General features: G+C 44.6%; 16 protein-coding genes. 15 read left to right on the plus strand and 1 reads right to left on the minus strand.

Annotation, left to right across the window (positions count from 1 at the left end):
• Nucleotides 1–17: 17 nt before the first annotated feature.
• The 6 genes from RB160_RS07545 (at nt 18) to RB160_RS07570 (ending at nt 4,413) form a co-directional block, all read left to right on the plus strand.
• A complete protein-coding gene (locus RB160_RS07545) occupies nt 18–503 on the plus strand; it encodes a YqhR family membrane protein (RefSeq protein WP_316569638.1) in 486 nt (161 codons plus the stop codon).
• A 101-nt stretch (nt 504–604) separates the two neighbouring features.
• On the plus strand, nt 605–1,051 hold the full coding sequence (aroQ, locus tag RB160_RS07550; protein WP_316569639.1) for a type II 3-dehydroquinate dehydratase: 447 nt from the start codon (nt 605–607) through the stop codon (nt 1,049–1,051).
• The gene (locus RB160_RS07555) at nt 1,051–2,112 is read left to right on the plus strand and encodes a M24 family metallopeptidase (RefSeq protein WP_316569640.1); all 1,062 of its coding nucleotides are present in this window, start codon (nt 1,051–1,053) and stop codon (nt 2,110–2,112) included. The genes aroQ and RB160_RS07555 overlap by 1 nt, the downstream gene beginning before the upstream one ends.
• Nucleotides 2,113–2,131: 19 nt before the next feature.
• A complete protein-coding gene (efp, locus tag RB160_RS07560; RefSeq protein WP_316569641.1) occupies nt 2,132–2,689 on the plus strand; it encodes an elongation factor P in 558 nt (185 codons plus the stop codon).
• A 293-nt stretch (nt 2,690–2,982) separates the two neighbouring features.
• Nucleotides 2,983–3,651, plus strand: coding sequence for a LuxR C-terminal-related transcriptional regulator (locus RB160_RS07565; protein WP_316569642.1), 669 nt, complete (start codon nt 2,983–2,985; stop codon nt 3,649–3,651).
• Nucleotides 3,652–3,756: 105 nt separating this feature from the next.
• Complete coding sequence (locus RB160_RS07570; protein WP_316569643.1) at nt 3,757–4,413, plus strand: c-type cytochrome; 657 nt, start codon at nt 3,757–3,759, stop codon at nt 4,411–4,413.
• Between the two features lie 38 nt (nt 4,414–4,451).
• Here the strand turns inward: RB160_RS07570 and RB160_RS07575 are convergent, their stop codons facing one another.
• Nucleotides 4,452–4,808 (minus strand): rhodanese-like domain-containing protein, encoded by a 357-nt coding sequence (locus RB160_RS07575; RefSeq protein ID WP_316569644.1) that lies wholly within the window; start codon nt 4,806–4,808, stop codon nt 4,452–4,454.
• 493 nt (nt 4,809–5,301) lie between these two features.
• Between RB160_RS07575 and RB160_RS07580 the strand changes: the two genes are divergently transcribed.
• From RB160_RS07580 to RB160_RS07620, 9 genes are read left to right on the plus strand one after another with little or no spacing between them, the layout of a single operon-like run.
• Nucleotides 5,302–6,348: a hypothetical protein gene (locus RB160_RS07580; protein WP_316569645.1), complete on the plus strand. Its 1,047-nt coding sequence runs from the start codon at nt 5,302–5,304 to the stop codon at nt 6,346–6,348.
• Nucleotides 6,349–6,361: 13 nt separating this feature from the next.
• The gene (locus tag RB160_RS07585; RefSeq protein WP_316569646.1) at nt 6,362–6,817 is read left to right on the plus strand and encodes a cytochrome c maturation protein CcmE; all 456 of its coding nucleotides are present in this window, start codon (nt 6,362–6,364) and stop codon (nt 6,815–6,817) included.
• A gap of 28 nt (nt 6,818–6,845) precedes the next feature.
• Nucleotides 6,846–8,828 carry a heme lyase CcmF/NrfE family subunit gene (locus RB160_RS07590; protein WP_316569647.1) on the plus strand — a complete coding sequence of 661 codons (1,983 nt, stop codon included), beginning with the start codon at nt 6,846–6,848 and terminating at the stop codon, nt 8,826–8,828.
• Nucleotides 8,829–9,332 carry a cytochrome c-type biogenesis protein gene (locus RB160_RS07595; RefSeq protein WP_316569648.1) on the plus strand — a complete coding sequence of 168 codons (504 nt, stop codon included), beginning with the start codon at nt 8,829–8,831 and terminating at the stop codon, nt 9,330–9,332.
• A gap of 12 nt (nt 9,333–9,344) precedes the next feature.
• Nucleotides 9,345–9,716 carry a hypothetical protein gene (locus RB160_RS07600; RefSeq protein WP_316569649.1) on the plus strand — a complete coding sequence of 124 codons (372 nt, stop codon included), beginning with the start codon at nt 9,345–9,347 and terminating at the stop codon, nt 9,714–9,716.
• Nucleotides 9,713–10,702, plus strand: coding sequence for a hypothetical protein (locus tag RB160_RS07605; protein ID WP_316569650.1), 990 nt, complete (start codon nt 9,713–9,715; stop codon nt 10,700–10,702). The genes RB160_RS07600 and RB160_RS07605 overlap by 4 nt, the downstream gene beginning before the upstream one ends.
• A 23-nt stretch (nt 10,703–10,725) precedes the next feature.
• Complete coding sequence (locus RB160_RS07610) at nt 10,726–11,430, plus strand: ABC transporter ATP-binding protein (protein ID WP_316569651.1); 705 nt, start codon at nt 10,726–10,728, stop codon at nt 11,428–11,430.
• On the plus strand, nt 11,427–12,107 hold the full coding sequence (locus RB160_RS07615) for a heme exporter protein CcmB (protein ID WP_316569652.1): 681 nt from the start codon (nt 11,427–11,429) through the stop codon (nt 12,105–12,107). The genes RB160_RS07610 and RB160_RS07615 overlap by 4 nt, the downstream gene beginning before the upstream one ends.
• 3 nt (nt 12,108–12,110) lie before the next feature.
• On the plus strand, nt 12,111–12,872 hold the full coding sequence (locus tag RB160_RS07620; RefSeq protein ID WP_316569653.1) for a cytochrome c biogenesis protein: 762 nt from the start codon (nt 12,111–12,113) through the stop codon (nt 12,870–12,872).
• The last annotated feature ends 3 nt before the right edge of the window (nt 12,873–12,875 follow it).

Raw genomic sequence — 12,875 nt, forward strand, 5'->3', positions numbered from 1 at the left:
AAAAAGGATTGATTTACGTGGAAAATAACAATCAAAAAGAAAATAAGGATCTTGCGGGTGATAGCGGGTTTGCCAAGCTTGTTTTGCTTACTGGATTCTGGGGAGGTTTATTCTGGAGTTTCATAGGCCAGATAGGATATTATTTCCATTTTACAAAAATTACCCCTAGGGAAATTCTCGGGCCTTGGGCGCTCGGATCCTGGAAAAACGGCTGGATTGGGACACTTATTGCAATTTTACTTATTGGGATTGTATCGATTGGCGTGGCATTTATTTATTCAGCATTGTTTAAAAAAATGGACGGGCTTGTTTCCGGTATCCTATATGGGGCAGGATTGTTCCTCCTTGTCTTTATTCTGCTGAATCCTATGTTTCCGGGCATACTGCCATTTGGGGTACTTGATAAAAATACTTTGGCGTCCTCTATTTGCCTGTTCATCCTATATGGCGTTTTTATCGGTTACTCAATTTCCTGGGATTATCACAATCGGGGGGAATCGTAATGCGCATCCCAGTAGGAGAATGGAAGGGAATATGGTAGAATGGGTTAGGAAAAATAACGCCCCCTTTTTAGGGGAAATATTGGATTTGGGGAAATTGGGATATGAAAATCTTGTTGTTGAATGGTCCGAATTTGAATATGCTTGGAAAGCGGGAACCCGGCGTATATGGCCAGGGAACTTTACGGGATGTCGAAGCCGCCGTTGCCAATCTTGCGGCCGCCCATGGTGCGGAGGTTGAGTGCAGGCAATCGAATCATGAAGGAACCCTTGTCGACTGGCTTCAGGAAGCGGATGAAGCAGGTTTTGCAGGGGTTATTTTTAATCCGGGGGCGTATACGCATTATAGCTACGCGCTTCGGGATGCGATTGCAGGAATTCGGGTACCTGTTATCGAAGTACATATATCGAATATCCATGCACGGGAAAATTTCAGGCATACTTCTGTTACGGCCGCCGTTTGCCGTGGGCAAATCAGCGGCCTTGGAACAAAGGGATATGAACTTGCATTTTTTGCCCTCATGGAAATGGAGAAGGAGAGGGAACTGTAATGTCAAAACTAGAGAAACTGAGAAATGAATTTGGCAAATTGGGAATTGACGGGATGCTGATCACGAGTGGGTTTAACCGCCGTTATATCTCCAATTTTACGGGGTCGGCCGGAGCTGTGCTGATCAGCGGTGAAAAAGCGCTCTTCATTACTGACTTTAGATATGTTGAGCAGGCAACCGAACAATGCCAGGGATATGAGGTTGTAAAGCATGGCGGCACCATGCAGGAAGAGGTAGCCGCGCAAGCAAAGCGATTGGGAATAACAAAACTTGGCTTTGAGCAAAATCATGTTACATATGCGATGTACAAGTCGTATGAGAAGGTATATGAAGGGGAACTCGTCCCAGTAGATGGTGCGATTGAAAAGTTGCGCTTGATTAAGACCGATGCAGAGATTAAGATATTAAAGGAAGCAGCGGGCATTGCAGATGCTGCGTTTACACATATTCTGGAGTTTATCCGGCCGGGCAAAACAGAACTTGAAGTTTCAAATGAGCTTGAATTCTTTATGAGGAAAGCGGGTGCCTCTTCCTCTTCATTTGATATCATTGTCGCTTCAGGCCACCGTTCGGCATTGCCGCATGGCGTCGCCAGCGATAAAGTGATTGAGGCGGGGGATTTTGTAACTCTTGATTATGGTGCCTATTATAAAGGGTATGTATCTGATATAACCAGGACGGTTTCGGTTGGTACCGCTGACCAGAAATTAAGGGATATCTATGACATCGTGCTTGAAGCCCAGCTTCGCGGCATGGCCGGCATTAAGCCTGGAATGACTGGGAAGGAAGCAGATGCGCTTACCCGAAATCTGATTTCCGAAAGGGGATACGGTGAGTATTTCGGGCATTCCACGGGCCATGGCATTGGGCTTGAAGTCCATGAAGGGCCGTCGCTGTCAAGAATTTCCGAGACTATCCTTGAACCTGGCATGGTTGTCACTGTTGAACCAGGCATTTATATTCCAGGGCTGGGCGGCGTCCGTATCGAGGATGATACTGTGATAACGCTTGACCACAATGAATCCCTTACACATTCAACGAAGGAACTGATCATTCTTTAAGGAACTAGGAGGAACACACATGATTTCAGTTAACGATTTCCGCACAGGGCTTACGATTGAAGTAGACGGCGGCATTTGGCGGGTTATGGATTTCCAACATGTTAAACCGGGAAAAGGTGCGGCTTTTGTCCGTTCCAAGCTTCGCAATCTTCGCACAGGCAACGTGAATGAAAAAACATTCCGTGCTGGAGAGAAAGTTGCGAAGGCGCAAATTGACAACCGCAAGATGCAATATCTTTATGCAAGCGGCGACCAGCACATTTTTATGGACAATGAATCCTATGAGCAAATCGAGCTGCCAGCAAACGCGATTGAATACGAATTAAAATTCCTTAGGGAAAACATGGAAGTTTTCATTATGATGTACCACGGGGAAACACTGGGTATCGAACTTCCAAATACGGTTGAACTTGAAGTAACGGAAACAGAACCAGGAATCAAAGGAGATACAGCTTCCGGTGGTTCCAAACCGGCTACATTGGAAACTGGCCTAGTAGTCCATGTGCCATTCTTCGTTAACCAAGGCGACCGACTAATCATCAATACATCTGACGGAAGCTATGTATCACGTGCTTAATTGACGTTAAATATGTTTTAAAAAGCCCGGCCCTGCATTCAAGCAGGAGCCGGGTTCTTTGTTTTCCTTCAGCGGCCTTCGGAAGCACAAACTTATGAAGATATTGTGAAGATTTCCCTTTGCAAATATGAACAATTTTCAAAAAGCGATCAAGGTAACTAGTAAGTAGTGGCAAGGGGGACTACAATGAAAGCAATTGAAGGTAATTAAGTGGGAAATACGATATTGGATTAGCTATCGGCATCCTGATCCAGTAGTACCGTGACACCTAGAATAAGGGAGGCTCCTGCCTGATGGAAAAAATGAAAGTATTAATCGTTGACGTTAATTTTATGTTCTTAAAAGGGCTTGAAACGGTTTTAAATGAGGAGCCCTCGATTGAACTGGTAGGAGAAGCGCGGACTGGATCAGAGGCTGCATCCATGGCAGGTGCCTTGAAGCCGGATATTATTTTAATGGATGTGAATATGCCCTCCGAGGACGGAATTGGGATAATGAAAAAGATTATCGAGGAAGTGCCCGAGACCAACATCCTTGTGCTTGCGGTAGACGTTCATAAAGAAGGAATGATAGAAGCACTACGTAACGGGGCAAAAGGATATTTGCTGAAAAGCCTCCTGCCAAATGAACTTCTGGCTTTCATCCAAATGGCAAGCCGGGGAGAATATGTTATTTCCGGGCCGATTGCCAAGGAGATCATCAATAATCTTGCAAAACTCGAGGACCATTTTGCTTCTCGAAATGCATTACCGAAAAGCAATTTGCTAACGAGAAGGGAAAAGGAAATCCTTTCTGAGGTTGTAAAAGGGATGACAAACCGCCAAATTGCCTGTTCCCTCTTTATTTCTGAAAACACGGTAAAGAATCATATCCGAAATATTATGGAGAAGCTCCATATGAATAGCCGCGGGCAGGTGGCAGCCTTCGCATTGCAGGAGGGCTGGCTGCAGAAGACTGTGTAGCCCGATAAGAAGTCCCGCCTAATTTAAACAACCAAAAATTGACCGAATGCAAAGAAGGGCTTTGGCCATACCTTTTACACATTAGGCCAAAGATAGGGTGCTGCCATGAAAAAGAAATTGTTAATCGGCTTCTATATATTAATCGTTATGATTGGGGTCACAGTTGTCATTGCTGCGAATGGCTTCAAAGGAAAAAATGCTGAAGCTGTCCAGGCCGGCGAAAAAGTTTATAAACTGAATTGTGCCATCTGCCATGGAGAAACAGGGAAAGGTGAAGGAGCCAAAGTGGGTACAGCAATCAACAGCCAAGTATTTTTAAGCTCCTCGAGCGATGAAGACCTTACCAATTATATCGAATATGGCAGGCCGGAAGCTGCAATGCCTGCGTATGGGCCAAGGCTGAGCAAAGAAGAGCTGAAAAATGTTGTTGCGTTTATACGGAATTGGCAAAAAGGCGAGAAGAAATTTGATGTACCTGATCCGGTCGCTGGAAATCCCGCCAATGGGGAGAAGGTTTACAGAATGTCCTGTATCCAATGCCATGGGGAAGAGGGAGCGGGAAAACAAAAAATGGGTACGGCCCTTGCAAACCCTGAATACCTAAAATACAACACCGACAAACAAATATGGATCAACACCGCCTATGGAAGGGAAAATACAAGGATGGCACCATCCCTGAAAGGGCTTGAAGGAGTACGCCAGTTAAGCAAAAAGGATATTTCCGATGTCGTTTCTTACATCCGCTCCCTTGAAAAGCAATAATTAAAAGGAACCCCCGCAGTCTGACTGCGGGGGTTCCTTTACTTTTCTATCTCTCCGGTCCAAGCATTCATTCCGCCATCCATATTTAGAACACTGAACCCCTTGGCGGCCAGCAGCTCGCTCGCCTGCTGGGAACGATTCCCGCTTCTGCAAACAATAAGATAGTCTGCATCCTTATCAAGATTTTCGGCCATACCGTCAAGAACTTGAAGGGGAATAAGCTCCGAGCCTGGAATATGGCCTCCATTGTATTCTTCCGGAGTCCGTACATCCAGGATTTTAACCTCATTTTTTTTGATCAACTCCATCGCTTCTTCAACAGAAACTGTTTCATACGTAGCCGTGCCGCATCCCGCAAGCAGCAAACAAATCAGAAGGCTAAAAATTTTCCTCATTATAAACCACCTCTTGATTAGATTATAAGTCACGAATGGAAGCGGGTACATTGGATAAACGTGAAGAAACAAGCTAGAACGCGAAGATTACCAAAATAGTCAAAAACATGATTACATGCTAAAAACAATAAGCCTTATAGTTATCATAGGAAGAAAAAAATGGAAATGTTTTAAGCGTTGATCATTGGCTGACAAGCCTCTAGGCAGACAGGGATATGTGATTGTTAAATCATTCACAAGGCTGTTCTTTTATCTATCAAAAAAGATTGTTTTCTTGCAATCATTTAACCCGTTTTTGTTGGCAAGAGAGGCATTTGTGAACAATTTATGTTGTTTTTTTGTCCAAACCGCAACGTTTTACACCCTTTAACAAAATGTTCAAGAGTGTCTCAACAATTGGGTTCTGTGGTCGATTATATTTATTCCAAAGAGGACTATAGTGAAAAATAGTACGTTCTAGTCATGTGTTTTTCACTAGCCAAGGAGGACTACCATGCTGAAAAAAATAATGGCGTTTTTACTGATTGCTTCGTCCGGTTTGTATTCGGATGCTATCGCGGCGAAGGCGGAAGGGAACTTTTTACCTGAGCAATTTCCATACAAGGAAATGCAGATCCAGGTAATGCCTGAGTTCGATTACCCGGAAAATTGGCCAAAGGAAGAAGCATCGCTTCTGGTTGGACAGTACGGAACGCTAATAAACAAAACCGGCCAGGATTTCAGCGGGAAAATTGAAGTTTCCGTTCCAGCAAACGAGAAAAACTTCGAGGTTTACCTCGTGGCCGAATTTCCAAGTGACGATAAGCCGGAAGTTCAGCGGCCATTTGAAGTGGATAAAGAAAGAGGCGTCATTTCGTTTACCCCGCAGAATCCAATAAAGAAAGATTCTCTGTATAAGTTTGTTATCGAATATTATTCCAATCCAATTGAAGTGAAGGAAAAGAAAAGCTTTACCTATGAATATACCGCGCCGGCAACTATTGAAACCCTAGATGTCATTGTATACGCCCCCTTGAAATCAACCGATATCACCCTTGAACCAAAACCTGCAAGTACGCAAAAAAGTGATTATGGAGAACAAATTGCTTTTTATCAAGTGAAGGCGGCCGGAAAAGGAAGTAAACATAAATACACTGTTTCCTACAAAAAAGACGGAAACGATTCAACCCTTTCAATGATTAATAAAAACAAAGCCCCGAATGACGAAAACCATAACGGCACCTCAGCAACAGACCAGCTCGCTGCGAACGATGGCGGAAGCGGCGGGGACAATAGCCGGCCAATCATTGGTGCTGCTGGCGGAGTCATCATCGGCGCATCCATTATCATTGCCGGGATGTTTGTCTTCTTTGGCTTAAGAAACAAACAGGAAAACAGAAAAAACCCCTCCTCGTTTAAAAAGGATAAGGGAAGAAAGGCGCCGCTGAAGCAAAAGATGAAACCGTCTAACGATGAAGAAATCAAGGAGCTTCGTAAAAAGCTATTGAATGGGAAGATTGACCAAGAATCCTACGATGAACAAGTAAAGAAATTAATTTAAGGGGGAGAAGGTAATGAAAAAAAATACAATCGTTATGCTAGGCGGATTTATCATCGCGGGGGCAATCGTCTTTCTCTTAATGGCAGCGACTCCCGGTTCGAGCGGCGTTGAGCTGACTATGAAAGATTTACTCGCAAACCAGGAAAAACATAAAGATGACTTTGTCACAGTAGAAGGATTGCTCATTGAAGAGTCAATTAAGTGGGATGCAGATAAAATCGAACTTAAATTCGATGTAAAAGATAACGATGGAAATGTCATGCATGTGGAACACAACGGTGTAAGGCCGGACAATTTTTCTGAAGGCGTCATTACAATCCTCCAGGGGGCGCCAACAGGCAACAATACGTTTGTTGCCGAAACGGTCAAAACGAGATGCCCGTCCAAGTATGAAGGCGAAGACATGGAGAACTATGACCCTGATAAGCACAAGGATAAGTTAAACAAAAAGCCTTCCAGCGATGAATAGAGGCCAAAACTAAAGAAGGTGGAGACATATGTATTTATTCGCAAATGCAACAATTTATGTTGGCCTTGCACTGGCTGTGTATGCTTTGCTTGTGACAACCTACGGAATTGCCGTTAAAAATCAAAAGCTCGTCAATAGTGGAAAAGGGGCGGTCATCGGACTATTTATCAGCACCGCCCTGGCAATGGCTTCATTATTCTATTTGCTTGCAACATCACAGTTCCAATTTGAATATGTCAACGATTATACGAGCAGCGAGCTTCCTCTAATCTATAAGCTTACAGCCCTTTGGGCGGGAAATTCCGGGTCGCTCCTATTATGGACTTTCTTCCTTACGCTTTATATTGTGATGGTTGTATTCTCGCGGAAAATGAAGGGAAACCCGATGATTCCCTATATCATGTCAATCCTGCTCGGGAACGCTGTTTTCTTCTTCCTGATTCTCGGCTTTGTCGCAAAACCTTTTGCAATTTTGCCTGATGTCCCAATTGAAGGAAAAGGCTTGAATCCGATGCTGCAAAACCCAGGGATGATCATCCATCCTGTTACGCTTTATTTGGGATATGTAGGCCTGGCGGTACCATTCGCATTCGCTATGGCAGCATTGATTCTGAAAAATATGGATGATTTCTGGATTAAGATGACAAGAAGATGGACCATTATCGCATGGCTGTTTTTGAGCCTTGGAAATATCTTCGGTGGGCAGTGGGCTTATGTAGAGTTGGGATGGGGCGGTTACTGGGCGTGGGACCCGGTTGAGAACGCATCCTTCATGCCATGGCTGACAGCAACGGCGTTCCTGCACTCCGTCATGATCCAGGAACGCAAGAACATGCTGAAGGTATGGAATATCAGCTTAATCATAATCTCTTATGCTCTTACTCTCTTTGGAACCTTCCTTGTACGAAGTGGCGTCCTTACATCCGTCCATGCGTTCGCCAATTCCAATCTCGGATTGTATTTCCTGATCTTTATGGGTGTGGCCGTCATTGGTGCGATGTATGTCCTGATGAGCCGCTACAATTTGATAAAGAGGAGCGCAGGCGAATTCAATTCATTCGTTTCAAAGGAAAGCTCATTCCTAATCAATAACCTGCTGCTTGTTGGATCCGCATTCGCAGTATTCTGGGGAACCATTTTCCCGCTCGTTTCCGAAGCGGTACGGGGAACAAAAGTAACGGTCGGAATCCCATTCTTCAATGCGGTCCAGGCACCAATCCTGTTGTCAATGATGTTTGTGATGGCTGTCTGTCCGCTCCTTGCCTGGCAGAGGTCGTCTTTGAAAAACTTGAAGAAAAACTTTTTGATTCCGGCGATTCTTGCGGTAGCCGCCATGATCCTTATGGTTGTACTCGGCATCCAAAAAGCCTGGGCCGTCATCGGATATGGGGTCATCATTCTTCTCTTGATTACACATTATCTTGAATTCTATAGAGGCGTAAAAGCGAGAAGGAAAATGACCCGCGAAAACGTGCCTGTTGCGCTTTACAGGCTTATGACCAAAAACCGGCGCCGCTATGGCGGGTACATTGTCCATCTTGGGATAGCGTTTATTGCACTGGGAATCATCGGCTCGCAAAACTATGACCATGAAACGATGAAAACAATTCCGATTGGCGGTTCAATGGAAATAGACGATTACAGGATCAATTACGACAAGCTTGATCAAAAATCAGAGGGAATCAATGATATCGTTTATGCCGACCTGACCATTTTTAAAAACGGGAAACGCCTAGGAAGCTATGAAGTAGAGAAAGTATTCTACGGAAATTGGGATCAGCCTTCTTCGGAAGTTGCCCTGATTTCTAGCGTGAAGGAAGACCTATATATCATTCTCAGCGCGTGGGAGAACGACGGAAGGGCAACCTTCATTGTAAAAGTCATCCCAATGATGACCTGGATGTGGTTTGGTTCATTCCTAATCGTAATTGGGTCGATATTCGCAGTCTGGAATGGCAGGTTCCAAGGCGTAACACCAAGGTACACCGGCACTTCCAGGGAGGTGGCTTAAATGCCAAGGAAAGTTTATACGGCAATCCTGTTGGCGTTGATTTTGGTTCAGGCAGCAGCGTTCCCTGTATTTGCGAAGGAATTTGATTACAAATCGAAAGAATTCAAGGCTGTCGCCTCGCAATTTTCCTGTACGTGCGGCTGCGGGCAGGATCATTATGAATGCGACCCGAATACGTGCAACCTGACTGTTGAATTTAAGAAAGACCTAGTTGATATGATGAACAAGGGCATGGATAAAGATGAAATCCGAGCATATTATATCGGAATTTACGGTGAGGAAATCCTGACAGCCCCAGAAAAAGAGGGGTTCAGCCTGACAGCGTGGGTCCTTCCATTTGTCGCACTTGGAGGAGCAGGGACTGCCTTGTTCTTTGTTATCCGAAAGTGGGTCAAAAGAAAAGGGCAAGCCTCCGGACAAATTGAAGAAACAACCGGGCAGGACGAAGTGGAAAGTGAAATTCTTTCTTCGATCATTGACGAGGAACGAAAAAAGTATCTTTAGGATGTGAACAGAATGGAAGACATTTCAATCATCTCAATGCTCCTGACCGCGGTGTTTGTGCTCGGCTGCCTCTATCTGGTGATCATACCGTTTTTCAAGGATGAGACATTCCTTGACCATACGAGGAAAAGCCACACCAACGGGGCAACGAAAGAAGCATTGCTTACAACATTGAATGAAATAGAGTTCGAATACAAAATGGAAAAACTGTCTGAAAGCGATTATAGACAATTAAAGAAACAGTATGAGAGCCAGGTTGCAAAGCTCATGAGGGATGAAGAAACATCCACTGAGAAGGCGATTGACAGGGATTTACTAGCTGAAGTGGAGCGGGAAATTGAAGCTTCCATTCAGCAGAAAAGTAAAAAGGGGGGAGGAAAGTGATTAAGAAAATCACGGTTTTCCTCCTCGGCCTTCTAATGCTGGCGCCAGCTGGAGCTGGCGCGGCAGCCGAACCGAAAATCACGATAGATATGCATTATCTTGTTGTGAGCCCAGCGGAAGATGGATCTACGAATATGATGAACATGGTGAATTATACCAATTTAGATTCCTCGGAATATAAGGGTGACGGCAAAAGTGAAGCTGTCCTGACGGTGACATTGCCTGAAGGAAGTACCGGCCTGAATTTTCTTGACGGAAAAATTGCCATGAAGCAGACCGGTAATGGGTTCATTACAACCGATTCAATCCCGGGAAGCCAGACGGTTGTGCTTCCCTATAGCTACCGAATGCCAGCGGGACGGGATATTAATCTCGCATTTGATTACCCGGTCCAGATGATGCAAGTGCTAGTGCCAGAAGGAATGGGGAGCATAGAATTCAAAGGCGCGGAAGCCACGAACCAGGGATTATTCAATTTTGAAGACCAGAAGTATGTAGGATACAGCGTGGAAGCAATACCTGCCAACAAGCCATTCACCATGATTTACAACAAGGACATTCAGCCAAAAGCCGGGGAAGCAAAGCAGGCGGGAGCGGAGGCAGAAAGCGGAACCGTTGTAGCAAAGCAATCGCCAGCGTTCCATAATCCGGGCCATTTGCGGATGTGGTATCAATCGCCATTAAAAAGCTTCAATCCCCATGTTTTAATGATTGTGCTCGCTGCTATCGTTATAGCGGGAATCGCCTATTTTTCCTATTTTAGCCTAAGGAATAGGGCTGAAGCGGAAAAATTGGAAAATGACGCGGATGAAAAAGCCTTTAAACTTCTTATGGCCAAGCAAAATACAATAATGGATAAAATCCTTGAGCTTGAGGAGACCTATGGGAACGGGTTGCTCACCGAAGAAGAATACAATGCCAAAATTGATGCCTATAAGCAGCATCTTGTAAAAGTGAAGCTGGGACTTAGAAGGTTCGTAGAGTAACGGCGGAGCGGGAGGGTCTCTGTATGATAGAAATAAAAAAACTGACAAAGCAGGCAGACAATAAGATGATCCTGAAAGGGATCGACCTCTCCATAAGTAAAGGGGAAACAGTCGGCATACTCGGTCCAAACGGTGCTGGAAAGAGCACACTTTTAAAAGTGCTGGCCACCCTTGTTAAACCGTCATCAGGGGAAGTGAAGGTCGGCGGACTCGACCTGATAAAGAACCAGGGGGAAATTAAGAAGCTGTTTGGGTATCTCCCCCACTCCAGTCTGCTCTATGAACACTATTCTCCCCTTGAAAACCTTGTTTTTTTCGGGAAAATCTATGGGGTGAAAAATGTGGAAGAAAAGGCTATCCAGCTCGTCAAGGAAGTTGGATTATCATTCTTCCTGAACGATCCGGTCAAGAATTTTTCTAGGGGAATGATTCAAAGAATTGCGATTGCACGCGCGATTATCCATGAACCAGACATCCTTTTGCTTGATGAGCCGCATACCGGGCTTGACCAGGGGGCGATTGGCATTCTGAACAATGTTATTGTCGAGATGAGAGAAAAAGGTGCCACCACCCTAATGGTCACCCACGATTTCAAGCAGGCGGCAGAACTTTGCGACAGGATTATCATCGTCAAAAATGGAAAAATAGCCGAGGACTTTAAGCTGCTTGATCGAAATCTCGATACGCTGAGTGAGAAATATTTGTACCAAGTGGAGGGAGTTTCATGAATATTTTCAGGCCTGCCCTCTTAATAGCAGCAAAAGAATTGAAATCGGAACTGAAAACAAAGCAAGTGCTTGCAACGATGCTTATTTTTGCAGGTCTTGTCATCCTGATATTCAGCATAGCCTTCGACCCACAAAACAATTTTACAAAAGCGGTCGTACCCGGGACCATTTGGGTCATCATCGTTTTTTCCGGAATACTTGGGTTGAACAGATCGTTCATCTCCGAACAAAGAAACGATACGATGCAGGGGCTTCTCATCGCACCGATTGAAGCATCTGGCATTTATCTTGGGAAAATGCTTGCCAATCTGACAATGATCCTGATTGTCGAACTCGTTTCACTGCCGTTTTTATTTCTTCTCTTTGATTTTAAATATATGGGAAGTTTCCCGTATTTCATTCTAGTCTTGTTTTTAGGCAGTTTTGGCTTTATCGCGATAGGGACATTTCTTGCGGCGTTGGCTGCGAATTCAAAGAGCAGCGAAATGCTTTTGCCGCTCCTCTTGTTTCCGATCACAAGCCCGATCCTGATCGGCGCGGTCCAGTCGACAAAGATTATCCTTACCAATATCGAAAAGCTGCCGACCGCCATTGCGTGGATTCAATTGATCGCAGCCTATGATGTTATATTCTTTGTCCTTTGCTTTTTGTTAATAGACTATGTGTTGGAGGTATAGGAGATGAGCGTAAATCTCGAAAAGCAGCACCCGCCGCTCACCCAATCAGGGGTGGCCCCGATTGCAAAACCGGTGATGCCAAAAATCCTGTTCGGTGCAACTGTCGTAACGGTTCTCGCTGCAATCTATCTAATATTTATGTACGCCAAAATTGAAGTCACGATGGGAGCTGTCCAAAAGATATTCTATTTCCATGTCGCATCTGCATGGACTGGGTTCCTCGCTTTTTTCGTAACGTTTATTTTCAGCATTTTATACTTGTTTAAAAGGAAACGAATTTTTGATACGTATGCATTCGTCTCAGCGGAAATCGGGGTTGTTTTTACAACAATCGTCCTGACAACTGGTCCAATCTGGGCTAAATCATCCTGGAATACTTGGTGGGCCTGGGAGCCGCGGCTAACTACGACGCTCGTTCTTTGGTTCATTTACATGGCTTACATTATGATTCATCAAATGGATGGTGTATGGGAGAAAAAAGCCCGCCTGGCTGCTGTATTCGGAATTATCGGTTTTGCGGATGTTCCGATTGTCTGGTTTGCCATCCGCTGGTGGAATTCGAAATTCCACCCAATTGTTTTCGGTGAAGGGCCTTCCCAAAAGGGCGGAGGCATTGATGATACGATGCTCGTTGCTTTGCTTGCGACCATTACTGCCCTGACCTTCTTTTACGCGTTTTTGTTGAATAAAGGTGTAACCCTCGAAAATATGAAAATAAAAGTTTCACAGTATAAAGAAAAATTAAGGGAATCTATTGAAAATTAGGAG

It is taken from the genome of Neobacillus sp. YIM B06451 (assembly GCF_032667185.1).
Taxonomy (GTDB): Bacteria; Bacillota; Bacilli; order Bacillales; family Cytobacillaceae; genus Bacillus_D.